Origin of the sequence: Mesorhizobium sp. YM1C-6-2, assembly GCF_003666685.1 — a bacterium.
Lineage (GTDB): Bacteria > Pseudomonadota > Alphaproteobacteria > Rhizobiales > Rhizobiaceae > Mesorhizobium_K.
Map to the genome: position 1 here is coordinate 366,208 of NZ_RCIZ01000003.1, position 16,696 is coordinate 382,903.

The following is a 16,696-nucleotide window of genomic DNA, read 5'->3' on the forward strand; positions in this document are numbered from 1 at the left end:
AACCGGGCTATGCGATCCCTGCGGCCCCGTTTGCCGCCAACGGGGCCAGCCTTGACGCTTTCGACCATCCTTCTGCTCTTTGTTGCCGGCCTGCTTTCGGGCATCGTCAACGCCATCGCCGGCGGCGGCACTTTCCTCACCTTCGGGGCGCTGACATTCGCCGGCCTGCCGCCGATCTCCGCCAACGCCACCTCGGCCATCGGGCAGATTCCGGGCTACATCACCTCCACGCTGGCCTATTGGGCAGACATCCGCCAGAGCTGGAGGAGCGCGGTGGCGCTGGCCGTGATTTCGGTGATCGGCGCCAGCATCGGGTCGCTGATCCTGCTGTCGCTCGACAATCCCGCTTTCGCCACGCTGGTCCCATGGCTGCTCCTGGCCGCCACAGCGCTGTTTGCGGCAGGCCCCTGGCTGAAGCCCGCCGGCGTCGAGGAGCGGCCGCAAAGCGGCGGCTCGACCATGACCAGCAAGATCACGCAGTTCGTCACCTCGATCTATGGCGGCTTTTTCGGCGCCGGCATGGGCGTGATGATGCTGGCGACGCTGGGGCTGACCGAGGGCGGCGGCTATCACCGGTTGAATGCGCTGAAGAACATGCTGTCGATCGTGATCGCCGCCGTGGCCATCGTGATCTTCGCCTCGGGCGGCGTCGTCGCCTGGCTTGAAGCGGCAGCTATGGTGCCGGGCGTCGCGATCGGCGGCTGGCTGGGCGTTTGGACGGCCAGGCGCGTGCCGCAGGGGGCGGTGCGGGCCTTCGTCGTGGCGGTCGGCCTTTTCCTCGCCGGCTACTATTTCATGCGCGGCTGAGAAGCGGCGAGCAGGTCCGGCCGCCGCTCGGCGGTCAGACGCCCGGCTTCGTCGCGCCGCCATCTGGCGATCCTGCCGTGATTGCCTGAGGTCAGCACGTCGGGGATGGGCAGCCCTTCCCATTCCTGCGGCCTTGTGTAGTGCGGGTGTTCGAGGAGCCCGTTCTCGAAGCTCTCCTCCTCGCCGGACGCCTCGTTGCCCATGACGCCGGGCAGGAGCCGCACGACGGCGTCGAGAAGCACCAGCGCGGCCGGCTCGCCGCCGGACAGGATGAAGTCGCCGATTGACACTTCCTCGAGGCCGCGGGCGTCGATGACACGTTGGTCGACGCCTTCGAAACGGCCGCAGAGAATCACCGCGCCGGGACCGGCGGCGAGATCGCGCACCTTGGCCTGGGTGAGCGGCTTGCCGCGCGGGCTCATGAGCAGACGCGGACGCGGATCGCCCTGCGGCGACGCGTGGTCGATCGCCCTTGCCAGAATGTCGGCGCGCATCACCATGCCGGCGCCGCCGCCGGCAGGCGTGTCGTCCACGGTGCGATGCCGGTCGGCAGCGAAGTCGCGAATCTGGACGGTTTCCAGCGACCAGTCGCCGCGCTCCAGCGCGCGGCCGGCGAGCGACAGGCCGAGCGCGCCCGGGAACATCTCGGGATAGAGGGTGAGGACGGTGGCGCGGAAGCTCATCGGTTGCCGCCCGCCTCCCGGGGCCCGCGCGGCCGTGCGTTCGGATTGAACCGGCCGGGCTCGTCAGGTTCCCCGTCGCCGTCGGCGTCCTCGACCAGGCCGGCGGCGGCCGGGTCGACACGGATGAAGCCCGCGCCGACGTCGACCTCCGGCACGGCGGCCTGCGAGAAGGGGATGAGCAGACCCTTGCGTCCGCGCCAGGCGATTTCGAGGATGTCGCCGCCGCCATAATTCTGCACGGCGGTCACGCGGCCGGCCTCGACGCCTGTCTCGTCGCGCACGGCAAGCCCGACCAGGTCGGCGTGATAGAATTCATCCTCCTCCTCGGCGGGCAGAACCGACCGGTCGACGAACAATTCGGTGCCTGTCAGCCGCTCCGCTGTCGTGCGGTCGCCGACGGCCTTGAAACGGACGACCACCACTTCGCCGGCCGGCCGGATCGTTTCCACCTCGAAGGCGCGCCCGTCCCTGGCATAGAGCGGGCCGTAGTCGGCAAGCGCCAGCGGATCGCCGGTGAAGGTTTTCACGCGCAGCTCGCCCTTGATGCCGTGGGCGGCACCGATGACGGCCATCTGGACGGGGTTCTTAGGTTTCATCAGAATAGGCAGAGCTTCACAGGTTGCTAACTTCGTTAAGTCAACACTGACTTAGTCCAACCGGATGCAGACTGCCAATGCAGGAATTCCTGATCTCCGCGAAAGCCGACCTGCAGCAGGCGCGCCAGCACTGGCTGGAGGCCCTGGCGAAAGAACGCCGGCTGTCGCCGGAGACGGTCGAAGCCTATGAGCGCGACAGCCGGCAGTTCCTGCAGTTCCTGACCGGGCACAATAGCGGACCTCCCGGACTTAAAGACATCGCGGCGCTGCGCACGGCAGACCTGCGCGGTTTCCTCGCCCACAGGCGCTCGGCGGGCGCCGGCGCGCGCACGCTGGGCCGCGGGCTTGCCGGCATCCGCTCGCTGCTGCGCTTCCTGGAGCGGCGTGGCCTTGCCAATGCGGCCGGCGCGACGGCGCTGCGCGCGCCGAGGCAGCCGAAATCGCTGCCGAAGCCGCTGACGGCCGACGACGCGCGACGCGTCGTTTCGTTGAGCGAGCAGCTTGCCGAAGAGCCGTGGATCGCGGCCCGCAACGCGGCAGTACTGACGCTGCTTTACGGCTCCGGACTGCGTATCTCCGAGGCGCTGGCGGTCAAGGCCGGCGAGATGCCTGGCGCCGGCGTGCTGCGCGTCACGGGCAAGGGCGGCAAGACGCGGCTGGCGCCTGTGCTGCCGCTCGCGCAGAAGGCGGTCGCCGAATATCGCAGGCTTTGCCCGTTTCATCTCGATCCGGACGGGCTGCTTTTTCGCGGCGCGCGCGGCGGCCCGCTCAACCCCGCGATCATCCAGCGCGAGATGCGGAAGCTGCGCTCCGCGCTCAACCTGCCCGACACGGCGACGCCGCATGCGCTGCGCCATTCCTTCGCCACGCATCTGCTGGGACGCGGCGGAGACCTGCGCACCATCCAGGAACTGCTCGGCCATGCCAGCCTGTCGACGACGCAGGTCTACACCGGCGTCGACACGGCGCGGCTGCTCGAAATCTACGATTCAGCACATCCGCGGGCATGATCCTTCCGTCCGTGTTGTTGCCGCATTCCACACGGAAACCGAGGCTTACGTTCCTGGAATTGCTTAGGGTTTTCGGAAGCCCGTTAACGGTTTCTAGCGCAATTGCCGGCTAGCATCCGCCCATGAACCGAAAGCGCGCCATCGCCATAGCCGACCGTGCAGCGCCGCTTGCGCTGAAGCTGATCGCAGGCGGAAACCTGCTGTTTCTCGGCGTGTTCCTGGCGACCCTCATTGCCGCAGCGGGCCATATCCAGTTCTGAACTTCCGCTCACCGAGGGTTCGGCATGTGGCCGGGATTGCCGCGCGTGAATTGCGCCGGTATCAGGTGCTGTCTCCAGTGGCAGCCGCCGTCAGCCCCGAAAGCCTTCCATGAGCCGCCTTGAAAGTTTTATCCGCCGCCTGACGGCGCAGCGCGACATACTCGACATGATCTGCAAGGACATGACGCTTGGCGACGGACCGGTGATCGAGCTGGGGCTCGGCAACGGCCGCACCTACGATCACCTGCGCGAAAGGCTGCCGGACCGGCGCATCATCGCCTTCGACCGGGTCAACGCGGCCAATCTCAGGTCGTTGCCTCCCGAGGGCGACCTGATCCTCGGCGAGATCAGCGAAACCGCCCGGTCCTTCGCAGGCATCGGCGCCGCGCTGGTGCATGCCGACATCGGCAGCGGCTATGACGATCTCGACGAAATGAACCTGCGCTGGCTGCCTGAACTGGCTGTCAGCCTGCTCGCCCCGGACGGAATCGCGGCGAGCGGCGTCCCCCTGGATCATCCAGAACTCGCACCGCTCGCTCTTCCCGAGGGCGTCCGCCCGGGCCGTTATTTCCTCTACCGGCGAACCGGCAGCTAGCCGGCACGCTTCATACAGCCGCGACGGGATCGCCCGTCAGGGGCTTAGGCACGGCGCGGATGTTGTTCTCGCGGAAGGCCTGGAGCACGGCCTTGAGCACAGCGCGGCGGATAAGCGTCTGGCTGCCGGGCTTGGCGACAAACTTGCCGCGCACGACCAGCGTGCCGTCCTCGACGTTGGATATGCCCTGGCTCTTGAAGGTCTCGAGCAGGCCCGGCGCCAGTTCCGGATCCTCGAGAAGATCCTGGCCGATCTTCTTGAACAGCTTGCGCAGCAGCTCGACGTCGGTGTCGATGGCGACGCGGAACTGGATCTTCTCGATGGCCCAGTCGCGGCTGAAGTTCACGACCTTGCTGATCTGGCCATAGGGCACCGTGGCCACCGGTCCGCGCGGATTGCGGAGCGTGACCGAACGCACGGAGATCTTCTCGACCGTGCCCTTGGCGCCCGACGTCTCGATGTACTCGCCGATCCGGAACGCATCGTCGGCCAGGAAGAATAGGCCCGAGACGATGTCCTTCACCAGCGTCTGCGAGCCGAAGCCGATCGCCAGGCCGAAGACGCTGAGGCCGGTGATGAGCGGCCAGACGTTGACGCCCAGCGACACCAGCACGGAGAGAAGCGCCAGCGTGACGATGGCCGACTTGCCGACGAGAGAGAGCAGCGGCACCAGCGTGCCCAGGCGCGAGCGCGGGGAAGCGGCCGCCGTACCGTGCGCGTCATGTCTGTCGCGCTGCGCGATACGGGCCATCGCGGTGACCAGCAGGCTCCACAGGAACGCCGCCGCCGTGGCGATCAGCGCAACATGGAAGGCCTCCGTGGTGATGCTGCGAAGGTTGATACCGAAGCCGGATGCGAGCGGCGAGGCCCATATGGCGCCGAGCATCGTGAACATGACGATGAGCACGGCGAAGCGCACCGTCTGTCGCAAGGCCACACCGATGATCGAGGCGCTCTCGGCTTCCAGTGCCAGATTGGCCCTGCTGGCGATCAGCGCGTCGAGATGCGGCATCAGCAGCAAGATCACGACTGTGAAGAGAACCGTGCCGCCCGGCAGCGGAACGCCCAGCGTCAGCGCGATCTCAGTCGTGAGGAACGTCACGATCAGGAAGCCGATGACCAGCCCCGGCCAAATGCGCGCGAGCCAGCCGCGCCACCGGCTGCGAGGCTTAACTCCGGCGACTGCGGCCGCGAGGGTCTTGCGGTGACGCCAGACCGTCCAGATGAAGAGGGCGAACGCGGGCAGAGCCAGCATCAGGCTGGAGAAAACGTCGCGAAGTCCGAGACCGGCGCCCCACAACCTCAGCGTGGCCATGACGGCCATGCCGAAGAAGCTCCAGCCCAAGGCGACCGAGAGATCGCGCGCAAGCCATCCCAATCGCCCGGCCTGATGGGAGCCCGATTTCGTGAGCAGCGCCCGGATCGTGAATATGGCCAGCATGCCGGCCGCGGTGACAACTATCCAGATTCGCAACGTGCGCACCGCCAGCCCTTCCGCTGGAAGCAGCCGCTGCGCGACCACGCCGGCGACGACGGCGACAATGGCCGCAGCGAGTATGGAGAAAAGGCGTCGCCACGCCCCCGCATCGTCGCGCCGGAACCAGCGCCGGCAGAGCAGGAAGACGCCGGCGGTGACGACCACCACGACGAATATCTTGAGGAACAGGGCGGCCGCACTCGTGCCGCCGGCCGCGAAGGAGGCATGCAGCGCTCCGAGTTCCCGGCTTGTGCCTGCGAGCGCGCTCACGCGCGCGTCGAGACCGCTGACGAAGCGGCCCATGACCTGCTCGGCTCCGGCTATGATGGATGTGACGTCAGCCGATGCTGGCGCTGCTGCCTGTTCTGCCATGTTCCCCTCGAAGCTGGCTTTCCCCCAACTGCCCGCTGAAGGGACTATAGGGGGAATTGTCCGGGAACAACATGCAGTAGGCGACCCCGCGCCAATTCTTGCGGGGAGGGTTAAGTCATTCCGAGCGCGGCCATGTAGAGGTCGAGGATCGCCTCCGCTTCCTGCCGCTCGGCCTGGTCCTGCTTGCGCAGGCGAATAATCTGTCGCACGGCCTTGGTGTCGAAGCCGGTGCCCTTCATCTCGGCATAGACTTCCTTGATGTCGTCGGCGATCGTCTTCTTCTCTTCCTCCAGGCGCTCGATGCGCTCGATGAAGGCGCGCAACTGGCCGGCGGCCACGGTCTGGCTGGTCTCGGTGATCTCGTCGGCCATCAAATACTCCTGGCTATATATCGGCGCGCGACTCGTACAGCGCGGCAGGCAGCGGTTCGATGCCTGAAGCGGATCGGAGGGTCAAGTGGCCAGATGTTTCCCTTCCGGGAGCGCCAGGTGCGCTCAGTGATCCCTGGGGCGATTGATCTCGAAGGCCGCCTTCTTCGCGTCGGAAGCCTCCGTCTGGTACTTCTGCTGCCATTCGGCATAGGGCATCCCATAGACGATCTGCCGCGATTCGTCCTTGGAGAGCGACACGCCTTCCGCCTCGGCCGCTTCGCGATACCAGTTGGACAGGCAGTTGCGGCAGAAGCCGGCGAGGTTCATCAGGTCGATGTTCTGAACGTCGGTGCGTTCGCGCAGATGCTCGACCAGGCGGCGGAAGGCGGCAGCCTCGAAATCGCGCTGCTGGGTCTCGGTGGGGTCGGCCATGGCGACGATCCTTCCCTAAATCAATGTCAGCGGCCCGGTCCGCGAGCCGTATTGCCTGACCTCATGTATATCGGGCCGGCGGTTGAGCGCGTCAACGATGGGGGCGAGGCGGCCGGCCCATTCCTCGGCCCCGCCGTCGTCGGCGATCAGGTCCTGCCTGATCTCGAGCAGCGCATGAGCGAAACCGTTGACGATGGCGTGGCGGTACATGGTGTCGCCGCGCAGCGCGCCGTCATAAGGTTCATTGTCGCCCACGATAAGCAGCGGGTCGGCGGCGAGCGCGTCGATCAGCGGGTGCGCCACGCGGTCGTCGAGGTCCCAGAGGACGCCTGCATGCCAGGGCCGGACGAAGCCCTGGAAAATCGGGGTGAAGGAGTGCACCGAGAAGATGAAGGGTGCCTTGCCCGAGGCCGCGGCGACAGACGCGACCATCGCGCCTACCGCGTCGTGATAGGGCCGGTAGAAAAGGTCGAGCCGCCGCTCCCGCTCCTCCGGCGCCATAGGGTAGTTCGCCGGCACGACGGTGCCGTCATAGAGCTGGCGGATCAGCGTCGGATCGTCCTCGCCGCGGTTGGGGTCGATCAGGAGCCGCGAGAAGCCGGCGATCACCGCCGGTGCGCCGGTCAGCGCGGCCAGCTTCCGCGTCACCATCTCGACGCCGATGTCATAGGCGATGTGCCTGTCGAACTCGTTGGCCGGCAGGCCGAGATCGCCATATTCCTCCGGCAGGTCGCGGCGGGCGTGGTCGGCGACGAGCACAAGGCCGCTGGCGCGGTCGCCTTCAACGATTTCAAAAGGGGCAAAGACAGCCGTGCGGGTCATGGATTCACAATATGGAGCGGGAGCCGTGAACTTAGGGGTGGATCACCGCCACAATGCCGTTGTTTGGCCAAGCTTTTCAAGGAATTCTGAGGGGGGCGTCAAGATGCGCCGCGTGGGCATACTAATCGATTGGATACGGGTGGCTGCGCGCGTTGACATGCGACCCGACTTTGCCGAAAAGGGGCGCCTGACGATGCTTCTGAAACGAATAAGGGGTTCGAGGATGGCTTGTGCCGGTGGGCAACGCATTCGATTTGCGTCGTCCCTGCCGTTGCTTTTCCTCGCGATGATCGGCTTCTCGGCGATGGGTACGACAGAGACACGCGCGGATTTCCGCGTCTGCAACGCGACGCAGAATCTCGTCGGCGTCGGCATCGGCTATCGGGCCAAGGCGGGCTGGGTCACCGAAGGCTGGTGGCACATCGAGGGATCGAGCTGCAAGACGCTGATCGAGGGCCCGCTGTCATCCAGATTTTATTATCTTTATGCAGAAGACGCCGAGCGCGGTGGTCGCTGGGACGGCCCGATCAACATGTGCGTGGCCGAAAAAGAGTTCAAGATCGCCGGCGTCAACGACTGCTTCGCGCGCGGATTCCAGCGCGCCGGCTTCCAGGAATACGACACGGGTGAGCAGGCAAGCTGGATGGTTCAGCTGACCGACGAGCCCGCAACGGACGGCGAAGCCGCCGCCACGGGACAGACTACTCCATGAGACGAACCCGCAACGTCAAGATACTCGCAACGATAGGCCCGGCCTCCTCCGAAGAGGCCATGCTGAAAAGGCTGTTCGAAGCGGGCGCCGACGTCTTCCGCATCAATATGAGCCATACCGATCACGAGCTGATGCGCACGCTTGTTGCGCGTATCCGCTCGGTGGAGGAGGCGGTCGGCCGGCCGATCGGCATATTGGCCGACCTGCAGGGCCCCAAGCTGCGCGTCGGCAAATTCGCCAACGGCCGCGAAACGCTGAAACCCGGCCAGACGTTCACGCTGGACGACAATCCTGAGCCCGGCGACGCCTCGCGCGTCTACCTGCCGCATCCCGAAATCCTGCGCTCGGTCGAGCCGGGGCACCGGCTGCTGATCGACGACGGCAAGCTCGAACTGAGGGCTGTGACCTGCGACGGCAAGTCGATCGTGACGACGGTGGTGGCGGGAACGTCGATCTCGGACAAGAAGGGCGTCAGCCTGCCGGACACCGACCTGCCTGTCGGCGCGCTGACCGAGAAGGACAGGGCGGACCTCGACGCGGTGCTTGAAGCCGGCGTCGACTGGGTGGCGCTCTCCTTCATCCAGCGTCCCGACGACCTTGCCGAGGCGCGCAAGATCGCGCGTGGCCGGGCGCTGCTGATGTCGAAGATCGAGAAGCCGCAGGCGGTGGCCCGGCTGGCCGAGATCATCGATCTCTCCGACGCGCTGATGGTGGCGCGGGGCGACCTCGGCGTCGAGATGCCGCTCGAGGCGGTGCCGGGTATCCAGAAGCAGATCACGCGCGCTGCCCGCCGCGCCGGCAAGCCGGTCGTGGTGGCGACGCAGATGCTCGAATCGATGATAACCGCGCCGGTGCCGACGCGCGCCGAAGTGTCCGACGTGTCGATCGCCGTCTTCGAGGGCGCCGACGCAGTCATGCTGTCGGCCGAATCCGCCGCCGGCGCCTATCCGGTCGAAGCGGTGGCGACGATGGACAAGATAGCCACCAAGGTGGAGACCGATCCGCTCTATGCAGGCATCATAAACGCGCAGCGCTCCAAGCCGGAAGCGACGGGCGCCGACGCCATCTCGCTGGCGGCGCGGGAAATCGCAGAGACGCTGAAGCTGTCGGCGATCGTCACCTACACGGCTTCCGGTACGACGGGCCTGCGCGCCGCCCGCGAACGGCCGCAGGTGCCGATCATCGCCCTGTCGCCGATCGTCAATACGGCGCGGCGCATGTCGCTTCTGTGGGGTACGCATTGCGTCGTGTCGCCGGACGCCCGCGATCTCGACGACATGGTCGACCGGGCGTGCCGGATCGCGCATGAGGAGAATTTCGGCAAGAAGGGCGACCGCATCATCATCACCGCGGGTGTGCCGCTGCGGACGCCGGGCTCCACCAACATGCTGCGCATCGCCTATATCGGCATCGACGAGGGCTCGGTCGATCCCGAGCGCGGCAAGATCACGCCACAGAAAGCTCCCCGCTAGGTTCCGTCGCCGCGCAGCCAGCGCCGAACCGGTCGTCGGCGATACGCGCTTCGACGGTCCTGCCCATCGACTGAAGGTCATGCGGCCGGCCGGCGAGTTTCTCGATCGCCGAGACGACGAGGTCGGGCGCTATCCAGTCCGGCTTGTGGCCGAGATTCTCGATCCAGACCAGCTCCGCGCCGGAAATGTCGCGCGCCAGCCCGAGCGAATGGACTTCCTCATAGACCACCGTGTCGGCATCGCCAGAGATCACCACGGTCGGCGCGGCGATCTCGCGGTAGCGCGGGGCATTGGCGAGCGCGAAACGGTAGAGGCCATCGACATCCGCGGCGTTGGCCCGGAACGCCCGCGGCCTGAGCACCAACGGAATCTGGGCGCGCGACAGGTAGTTTTCGGGCACCGCATTGGGCGCGAAGACACAGGTGACGGCGGGCCCGATGCGCGTTGAGCCGGCGAGGCTGGCGGCAGTTTCGGAAAACAGCCAGCCGAGAACCGGCAACATGGTCAGGTGATAATACCAGGAGGTCTTCCCGCCGGGCCAGGGATGGGTCGCGGCCGACAGAAACAGCAGGCCCTTCGTCCTTTCCGGATAGGCGAGCGCGAACGCAGCGGCGACCGAGCCGCCGAAGGAATGGCCGACGACGATGGCGGGGCCGACGCCCAGCCGATCCATCAGGCCGGCGATCAGGGCGGCCTGTTCGAATTGTTCCTCATGGCCCTTGCTGCGCCCCGACCAGCCATGGCCGGGGCGGTCGACGAAAAGCATCTCCGCCTTGCCCTCCAGAAGCGGCCTCAGGGGTACCATCTGGTCGTTGAGGTTGGCGCTCGCGCCATGGATGAAGACCACCGGCGGAAGTTCCGATCCTTCGGGCGCCGGGACATGAACATGGTGCAGCAGCACGCCTTCCACCTCGGCAAAGCCGCCGACGGGTGGGTGGCGCCGCTCGATCAGCCAGGCGTTGACGCGCGTCATGGTGGCTAGCAGCAGGAGCAGCGCGATCAGAAGCGCGAACGCGACGACGAGGAGATGCATGGAGGCCGGGCAGAATCCTTGAGACGACGATACCGGTCGCGGTGGGGCGCGGTCAGATGCCTTCGCCGGCGAGTTCTTCCGACAGCGTCGCCACTTCGTCCTGGGCGCTGCGCATCATCGGGTAGATATCGAGCACGCGCTGCCATGCCTGCAGCGCGAGCTCGTCGCGGCCGGTGTTCTTCATGATCTGCCCCATGCCCGACAGCGCGCCGAAGTGGCGGGGCTCAAGCTGCAGCGTATGGCTGATGTCGGCCATCGACTTGGCGTAGTTCTGCATCATGAAATGCACGGTGGCGCGGCGGTTCCATCCCTCGGCATAGGTCGGCTCCATGGTCACCACCTGGTCGAGGAAATCGAGCGCAACGTCGAACTTCTTGCCCTCCATCGCCGTCTGCGACCAGGTCATCATCAGGTCGATGGAAGCGCTGCCGGAGTGGTTCCATTCCTCGGAGATGCGGGAGGCGATGCGCTCGGCAGCCTTTTCGTTGCGCTCGCGCTTGAGCTGACCGAACAGCGCGTCGAGGCGGTTTCCGGTCGCGGCTTCCGTGGTCGCGGCGGCAGCCGGCTTTTCCGAGGCGGCGTCCGGTTCGGCGGCAAGAGCCGGGGAAAGGGTGGCGGCTGTCAGGGCAGCGGCGCAAAAGGCAGAAAAAATCCGCATGCGCGAGAATCTATTCCCGCGCATGGAAACGTCAAACTGAATTTTTTGTGTGACCGCAGTCGAAGGACCGCGCTCCCGATCAGCCCTGGCGCGCCTTGTAGCGCGGAGCGGTCTTGTTGATCAGGTAGATGCGGCCCTTGCGGCGAACCAGCTGGTTGTCGCGATGGCGAGCCTTGAGGGCCTTGAGCGAATTCTTGATCTTCATGGTTCTGGCCTGTCGAATGGGCCCAAATCCGGGCCGAACATAAAGGCGCGCCCAAGAGCGCGCCCTGAATTTGCGAAAGGCTCATAAACGAGGAGTATCGCCTGTGTCAACCGCGCGGCCTTCGTGGGCGCTTGCCGGCCCGTGATGCCGGCCATAACCTGATGTCCTTGCTGGAGAAACGAGATGCGCGCGATCTTCCTTGCCTTCCTCCTGTCCGTCCTCGGCCAATCCGTCCAGGCCATGGCGCAGGAATGCGACCCTTCCGACGAGAGCCAGGCCGGCATGAATATCTGCGCCAATGCCGAATACCGGGCGGCCGACGCCAAGCTGAACAAGGCGTATGGGGAGATCATCAGGCGGCTGGCCGAGGATGCTGGAGCCAAGAAGCTGCTGCAGAAGGCGCAGCGCGACTGGATCGCCTTCCGCGACGCGGAATGCGCCTTCTCGACCGACGGCAGCAAGGATGGGTCGATCTACCCCATGCTGAAGTCGCAATGCCTTGCCGGACTGACGACCGCCAGGACGGAACAGCTTTCCGGCTACCTGAATTGCGAGGAAGGCGATCTGAGCTGCCCGGTGCCGCCGGCGCAATAGGCGCGTTTTCGCCTCTCCGTCTGCGAAGCCGCTGCGCCTTTCCTGGAATCGCTATGGTCAGGCGCGGGGACGGATGCGGGTGAAATGGCCCATCTTGCGACCGGGCCGGGCCTCGGCCTTGCCGTAGAGGTGGAGCAGGAGATCCGGCTCGGCCAGCAGGGCGAGCGCGCGCGTCACATCGTCGCCGATGAGATTCTCCATCACGCTATCGGAGTGGCGTGCGCCGTCGCCGAGCGGCAGACCGGCGATTGCGCGGATATGCTGCTCGAATTGCGAGACGGCGCAGGCAGCCTCTGTCCAATGGCCGGAATTGTGGACACGCGGCGCGATCTCGTTGACCAGAAGCGAGCCGTCGGCCAGCGCGAAAAACTCGACGCCGATGACGCCGACATAGTCGAGCGCCTCGAGGATGGCGAAGGCGTTGCGGCCGGCCAGCTCGGCGGTTGCCGGCGAGACGGCGGCAGGCACGGTGGACGAGTGCAGGATGCCGTCGCGGTGGACGTTCTCGGCCGGATCGTAGGCGGCGAGCGATCCATCCCTGCCGCGCGCCGCGATGACGGAAATCTCGCGCTCGAAGGATACCAGCGATTCGAGGATCAGCGGCACGCCGCCCATCGCGGCATAGGCTCCGTCGACGTCGCCGGCGAAATCCCGGAACAGGCGCTGGCCCTTGCCGTCATAGCCGAGGCGACAGGTCTTCAGCACGCCGCTGCCCCCGAAATCGGAAAGGGCCGAGGCAAGGTCGGCATCGCTGTCCACAGGGACAAAATCGGCGGTGGATATGCCGATGCCGTTCAGGAAGCGCTTCTCCACCAGCCTGTCCTGGCTGACTTCAAGCGCTTTCGGCGGCGGGAAGACCGCAACCTGCCGGGCCAGCCGGTCGGCTGCCGCGACCGGCACGTTCTCGAATTCATAGGTGACGACGGCAGACAGGCCGGCCAGTTCGGCCAAAGCCGCGGGGTCGTCATAGGCGGCGACGATCTGGCGGTTGGCAAGCTGTGCGGCGGGGCAGTCCGCCTGCGGCTCCAGCACCGCCGTACGGTAGCCCAGCCTGGCGGCGGCCATCGCCAGCATGCGCCCGAGCTGGCCGCCGCCGATGATGCCGATGGTCGAGCCTGTCGGGAGCGGGCCGGGGGTGCTGGTCATTGCGCGTCGGAGGGAGCGTCGGCGACCTTGGCCGTCTGCGCCGCGCGGAACGAATCAAGCCGCCTGGCAAGCGCCGAATCAGAGAGCGCGAGCACGGCCGCGGCCAAAAGAGCCGCGTTGACCGCGCCGGCCCGCCCGATGGCGAGCGTGCCGACCGGGATGCCGGCCGGCATCTGGACGATGGAAAGCAGCGAGTCCTGGCCGGAAAGCGCCTTTGATTCGACCGGCACGCCGAACACCGGAAGCGGCGTCAGCGCCGCCGTCATGCCAGGCAGATGGGCGGCGCCGCCGGCGCCGGCTATGATGACGCTGTAGCCTGCGGCCTTGGCGCCCTTGGCGAACTCGTAGAGCCGGTCCGGCGTGCGGTGCGCCGAGACGATCTTCCGGTCATGGCTGATGCCAAGCGCGGCGAGAGTCTCGGCGGCATGGCGCATGGTCGCCCAGTCGGACTGGCTGCCCATGATGATGGCGACGTCGGCACGCTTGTCGTTCAACGGAAATCCCCCGGCAACGGTCGCGGATTAGTTCAATTCGCCCGGTATCGCAAGAATCTCGGCAAGCCGCGAATCAGGCGATGATGTCGGGGATGATCCTGTCTTCCAGGTTCTTCATCCTGTCTTTGACGGCGAGCTTCTTCTTCTTCATGCGCTGGATCTGCAGCGGATCGCAACCGGTGGCGATCATGGCGTTGATCGCCGCGTCGAAGTCGGTGTGATCCTGCTTGAGCTTGGCGTATTCCAGGCGAATTTCGGTCTGTTCCTGGTCCGACATGGCTACCATTCTGCGGGGTTTCGGGCGCGATAGGCGCCAATCCGGGAAGGTCCGGAAGCGAAGAGCACCGGCGCGCAGCGCCATAGCACATTTCGGTGCTCACGTGAATGCTACCATGTCGCGTTCGACACCGAAGCCATAAGGTGGCAAAATGTCTTCGTACCGTCATAGGCGGAACCAGCGGTGGATGCCGTCTGTTGCGGTTTGCAATCGAGGAAATCATGAAAGGGAGAACCAATCATGTCTCTTGCCAACCATCTTGAAGAGCTGCAGCGGAAGCACGGCGATATCGAGCGCGAGATTGACGAAGCATTGCTTCATCCGTCAGTCGACGATCTCGAAATCGCCAATCTCAAGCGGCGCAAGCTGGCCATCAAGGACGAGATTGAAAAATTGAAGGCACATCCCACGAAACACTGACAAACAGCTATCGGCACATAATCTGTCCGCCGGCGGCGTGCCCGCGTCGCCGGACAAGCATCTCGATTTTGATCTGTGGAGCCGCTGCGGAGCGACGCATCCAGATCATCGAACCTTCGATTGCAGAACGCTCGATCCAGCGAGCGCGGTCAGTCGAATTGGCAGGGCCAGTTCTTGGAGACCGCGAGCCCCGCCGGCAGCTTGGTATTGGCGTCACCACAGGACATGTCGATCTGCCACTGCGCCAGCCCGGTGGCGGCCGAGAGGTCGAGGCCCTCGATCCTCGTCAGGTAGAGGAACGAACTGGCGAAATCGATCGATCCACTGAACTTCGCCTTGCTGAGGTCGGCGCGCGAAAGGTTGGCGAGCGCAAACTTGGTGCCCGTGATGTCGGCACCGGTGAAGTCGGCGCGGCCAAGCTCGGCCTTGGTGAAGTCGACATTGATCAGAGTCGCGTTGGTGAAGTTCGAGCGCTGCATCTCGGCGCTGGCAAAGGTCGCGCCCTGCGCACGCATGTCGCTGAAGTTGGTGCGATAGGCTTCGATGCGGTCGAATTTCGCGCCTTCGGCCTTCGAGCCGGCAAGCGAGGCGCGCACCAGAGTCGCCTTTTCGAGATTGGCGGCCATCAGGTTGGTGTCGCGCAGATCGGTCGAGGTGAAGTCGACCCCGACCAACGTGGCGCCGTTGAGATCGCTACCCGACAGGATGATCACCTTCTTGACGCATTCGGTCCAGTCGACCCCGGGCGCCGCCGCGGCAGAACAGCCGGCAGCCGCCGCGATCCGGAGGGGGAAGGCCGAAAGCGCGGCAACGACAACGGCCGCGAGGCCTATGCTGCGCAGAGGAAACGTCGGATTTCGGGATACCATAAGCTGAACCTCTTTCTGGCCTGATCCTGGCTTCCTCTGTGACAGCCTAGCAACTCGTCCGTTTCCCGTCATCTCATCATATCGTTGCCGCCATCCTCCGGCGGCGTGCGGGGGTCGAGGCGGGCGGCTTCCGGCGTCGCGCCGCGCTCCACCGGCATCGTCTTGAAGGCTTCGCGCTCTTCCAGCGGGACCGGAGCGCGGCGGCGGATGCGCAGGATGCTGAAGCCGACAAGCGCGAAATGCGCGAACGCCGTCGCCAGGAACAGGCTTTCGGGCCGCATCGAGCCCATCAACGCGGCGCCGATGACCGGGCCGATCATGGTGCCGAAACCGTAGAGCAGGAGAAGCCCGCCCGACACCTTCACGAAATCCTCCGCGTTGGCGTGGTCGTTGGCATGCGCGACCGCCAGCGAATAGAGCGTGTAGGCAAAGGCGCCGTAGGCGGCGGTCATAGTGAGGACGAAGGCGCCGGAGCGCGGCGTGGCGACGAAGATCAGCACGCCGACGATCGCGCTGGCGAGCGAGGCGCCGATCAGCACGTAGCGGCGGTCGGTCTTGTCGGAGAGCCGGCCGACCGGCATCTGCAGCGCCGCGCCCGCGACGACCACGAGGCTCATCATCAGCGCGATCTCGGCCGTCGAGATGCCGATCCTGGCGCCGTAGACCGCGCCGAGCGTGCCCCATGCGCCATTGGCGACGCCGATGAGCAGGCAAGCCCCCGCCGACACCGGCGAGGTCGCATAGAGGCGCTTCAGGTCGAGCGACACGTCCTGGAGCGGCGTCGGATGGGCGGCGGTCGAGACCGCGGTCGGCAGCAAGGCAAGGCAGAAGAAGATGCCGGTGACCATGAAGAGCGATTGGGTGCCGACGTCGCCCGCCGCGACCATCATCTGGCCGGCCATGATCGAAGCGTAGGTGACCATCATGTAGAGGCCGAAGACGGTGCCGCGGTTCTCGTTGCTGGCGCGTTCGTTGAGCCAGCTTTCGATGACCATGAAGGCGCCTGCCATGACGAAGCCGGTGAAGGCGCGCAGCACGATCCATGCATAGGGGTCGATCATCAGCCCGGTCAAAAGCGCGATGATGGCGCCCGACGCGGCGAAGGCGCCGAAGGCGCGCACATGGCCGGCGCGGCGCACGATACGCGGCGCGAAGAAGCAGCCGGTGACGAAGCCGCCCGCCCATGCCGTGCCCATCAGGCCGAGGGCCGCGGTGGAAAAACCTTCGAGCTGACCGCGCAGCGGCAGCAGCAGGCCATGCAGGCCGGATGCCGCAAGCAGGAAGGCGGTGCCGCGCAGCAGCGAGAAGATCGGTCGGTAGGCGGCGAAATTCAGCATCTCTGCGTCAGCTCATCGAATCAGGGAACACTAGGCGAGGACAAGGATTTCCAG

22 protein-coding genes are annotated in these 16,696 nt (G+C 65.9%); 8 read left to right on the forward strand and 14 right to left on the reverse strand.

Annotation, left to right across the window (positions count from 1 at the left end; all coding sequences use genetic code 11):
• Nucleotides 1–51: 51 nt before the first annotated feature.
• Nucleotides 52–807, forward strand: a complete 756-nt coding sequence (locus D8676_RS10475; RefSeq protein ID WP_121580809.1) for a sulfite exporter TauE/SafE family protein — start codon at nucleotides 52–54, stop codon at nucleotides 805–807.
• Here D8676_RS10475 and trmD read toward each other — a convergent pair.
• Together trmD and rimM are read right to left on the reverse strand one after the other, a co-directional pair.
• Nucleotides 789–1,490: a tRNA (guanosine(37)-N1)-methyltransferase TrmD gene (gene trmD / locus D8676_RS10480; protein WP_121580810.1), complete on the reverse strand. Its 702-nt coding sequence runs from the start codon at nucleotides 1,488–1,490 to the stop codon at nucleotides 789–791. The two genes, D8676_RS10475 and trmD, sit on opposite strands and share 19 nt — an antisense overlap.
• Nucleotides 1,487–2,089, reverse strand: a complete 603-nt coding sequence (gene rimM / locus D8676_RS10485) for a ribosome maturation factor RimM (protein ID WP_121580811.1) — start codon at nucleotides 2,087–2,089, stop codon at nucleotides 1,487–1,489. The genes trmD and rimM overlap by 4 nt, the downstream gene beginning before the upstream one ends.
• Before the next feature lie 74 nt (nucleotides 2,090–2,163).
• On the opposite strand from rimM, the gene D8676_RS10490 reads away from it, so the two are divergent.
• From D8676_RS10490 to D8676_RS10495, 3 genes are all read left to right on the forward strand, one after another.
• Entirely contained in the window at nucleotides 2,164–3,096 is a 933-nt protein-coding gene (locus tag D8676_RS10490) for a tyrosine recombinase XerC (protein WP_121580812.1), read from the forward strand.
• Between the two features lie 122 nt (nucleotides 3,097–3,218).
• Nucleotides 3,219–3,356, forward strand: a complete 138-nt coding sequence (locus D8676_RS27270; protein WP_183097053.1) for a hypothetical protein — start codon at nucleotides 3,219–3,221, stop codon at nucleotides 3,354–3,356.
• A 109-nt stretch (nucleotides 3,357–3,465) separates the two neighbouring features.
• Complete coding sequence (locus D8676_RS10495) at nucleotides 3,466–3,951, forward strand: class I SAM-dependent methyltransferase (RefSeq protein ID WP_121580813.1); 486 nt, start codon at nucleotides 3,466–3,468, stop codon at nucleotides 3,949–3,951.
• A gap of 10 nt (nucleotides 3,952–3,961) precedes the next feature.
• On the opposite strand, the gene D8676_RS10500 is transcribed toward D8676_RS10495, so the two are convergent.
• From D8676_RS10500 to D8676_RS10515, 4 genes are all read right to left on the reverse strand, one after another.
• Nucleotides 3,962–5,800: a mechanosensitive ion channel domain-containing protein gene (locus tag D8676_RS10500; RefSeq protein WP_121580814.1), complete on the reverse strand. Its 1,839-nt coding sequence runs from the start codon at nucleotides 5,798–5,800 to the stop codon at nucleotides 3,962–3,964.
• Between the two features lie 110 nt (nucleotides 5,801–5,910).
• Nucleotides 5,911–6,171, reverse strand: a complete 261-nt coding sequence (locus tag D8676_RS10505) for a DUF2312 domain-containing protein (RefSeq protein WP_121580815.1) — start codon at nucleotides 6,169–6,171, stop codon at nucleotides 5,911–5,913.
• A gap of 123 nt (nucleotides 6,172–6,294) precedes the next feature.
• Complete coding sequence (locus tag D8676_RS10510) at nucleotides 6,295–6,603, reverse strand: DUF1244 domain-containing protein (RefSeq protein WP_121580816.1); 309 nt, start codon at nucleotides 6,601–6,603, stop codon at nucleotides 6,295–6,297.
• Nucleotides 6,604–6,618: 15 nt separating this feature from the next.
• On the reverse strand, nucleotides 6,619–7,425 hold the full coding sequence (locus D8676_RS10515; RefSeq protein ID WP_121580817.1) for an N-formylglutamate amidohydrolase: 807 nt from the start codon (nucleotides 7,423–7,425) through the stop codon (nucleotides 6,619–6,621).
• Nucleotides 7,426–7,711: 286 nt separating this feature from the next.
• On the opposite strand from D8676_RS10515, the gene D8676_RS10520 reads away from it, so the two are divergent.
• Both D8676_RS10520 and pyk read left to right on the forward strand, forming a co-directional pair.
• Nucleotides 7,712–8,137 carry a DUF1036 domain-containing protein gene (locus D8676_RS10520; protein ID WP_245426743.1) on the forward strand — a complete coding sequence of 142 codons (426 nt, stop codon included), beginning with the start codon at nucleotides 7,712–7,714 and terminating at the stop codon, nucleotides 8,135–8,137.
• Nucleotides 8,134–9,609, forward strand: a complete 1,476-nt coding sequence (gene pyk, locus D8676_RS10525; protein WP_121580819.1) for a pyruvate kinase — start codon at nucleotides 8,134–8,136, stop codon at nucleotides 9,607–9,609. Before D8676_RS10520 ends, pyk begins: the two co-directional genes overlap by 4 nt.
• Here the strand turns inward: pyk and D8676_RS10530 are convergent.
• The 3 genes from D8676_RS10530 to ykgO form a co-directional block, all read right to left on the reverse strand.
• Nucleotides 9,584–10,642 (reverse strand): alpha/beta hydrolase, encoded by a 1,059-nt coding sequence (locus D8676_RS10530; RefSeq protein WP_121580820.1) that lies wholly within the window; start codon nucleotides 10,640–10,642, stop codon nucleotides 9,584–9,586. The genes pyk and D8676_RS10530 overlap by 26 nt on opposite strands.
• A 52-nt stretch (nucleotides 10,643–10,694) precedes the next feature.
• Nucleotides 10,695–11,300 carry a hypothetical protein gene (locus D8676_RS10535; RefSeq protein ID WP_121580821.1) on the reverse strand — a complete coding sequence of 202 codons (606 nt, stop codon included), beginning with the start codon at nucleotides 11,298–11,300 and terminating at the stop codon, nucleotides 10,695–10,697.
• A 79-nt stretch (nucleotides 11,301–11,379) separates the two neighbouring features.
• Complete coding sequence (ykgO, locus tag D8676_RS10540; protein WP_121580822.1) at nucleotides 11,380–11,505, reverse strand: type B 50S ribosomal protein L36; 126 nt, start codon at nucleotides 11,503–11,505, stop codon at nucleotides 11,380–11,382.
• A gap of 183 nt (nucleotides 11,506–11,688) precedes the next feature.
• Between ykgO and D8676_RS10545 the strand changes: the two genes are divergently transcribed.
• Nucleotides 11,689–12,099: a lysozyme inhibitor LprI family protein gene (locus D8676_RS10545; protein ID WP_121580823.1), complete on the forward strand. Its 411-nt coding sequence runs from the start codon at nucleotides 11,689–11,691 to the stop codon at nucleotides 12,097–12,099.
• A gap of 57 nt (nucleotides 12,100–12,156) precedes the next feature.
• On the opposite strand, the gene D8676_RS10550 is transcribed toward D8676_RS10545, so the two are convergent.
• From D8676_RS10550 to D8676_RS10560, 3 genes are all read right to left on the reverse strand, one after another.
• On the reverse strand, nucleotides 12,157–13,245 hold the full coding sequence (locus D8676_RS10550; protein WP_121580824.1) for a 5-(carboxyamino)imidazole ribonucleotide synthase: 1,089 nt from the start codon (nucleotides 13,243–13,245) through the stop codon (nucleotides 12,157–12,159).
• Nucleotides 13,242–13,739, reverse strand: coding sequence for a 5-(carboxyamino)imidazole ribonucleotide mutase (gene purE, locus D8676_RS10555; RefSeq protein WP_121580825.1), 498 nt, complete (start codon nucleotides 13,737–13,739; stop codon nucleotides 13,242–13,244). Before purE ends, D8676_RS10550 begins: the two co-directional genes overlap by 4 nt.
• Before the next feature lie 73 nt (nucleotides 13,740–13,812).
• Nucleotides 13,813–14,016, reverse strand: a complete 204-nt coding sequence (locus D8676_RS10560; protein ID WP_121580826.1) for a YdcH family protein — start codon at nucleotides 14,014–14,016, stop codon at nucleotides 13,813–13,815.
• Between the two features lie 240 nt (nucleotides 14,017–14,256).
• On the opposite strand from D8676_RS10560, the gene D8676_RS10565 reads away from it, so the two are divergent.
• Entirely contained in the window at nucleotides 14,257–14,436 is a 180-nt protein-coding gene (locus D8676_RS10565) for a DUF465 domain-containing protein (protein ID WP_121580827.1), read from the forward strand.
• Between the two features lie 149 nt (nucleotides 14,437–14,585).
• Here the strand turns inward: D8676_RS10565 and D8676_RS10570 are convergent, their stop codons facing one another.
• Both D8676_RS10570 and D8676_RS10575 read right to left on the reverse strand, forming a co-directional pair.
• Nucleotides 14,586–15,305, reverse strand: coding sequence for a pentapeptide repeat-containing protein (locus D8676_RS10570; protein ID WP_121580828.1), 720 nt, complete (start codon nucleotides 15,303–15,305; stop codon nucleotides 14,586–14,588).
• Between the two features lie 68 nt (nucleotides 15,306–15,373).
• Nucleotides 15,374–16,642 carry an MFS transporter gene (locus D8676_RS10575; RefSeq protein WP_121580829.1) on the reverse strand — a complete coding sequence of 423 codons (1,269 nt, stop codon included), beginning with the start codon at nucleotides 16,640–16,642 and terminating at the stop codon, nucleotides 15,374–15,376.
• Nucleotides 16,643–16,696 lie beyond the last annotated feature (54 nt).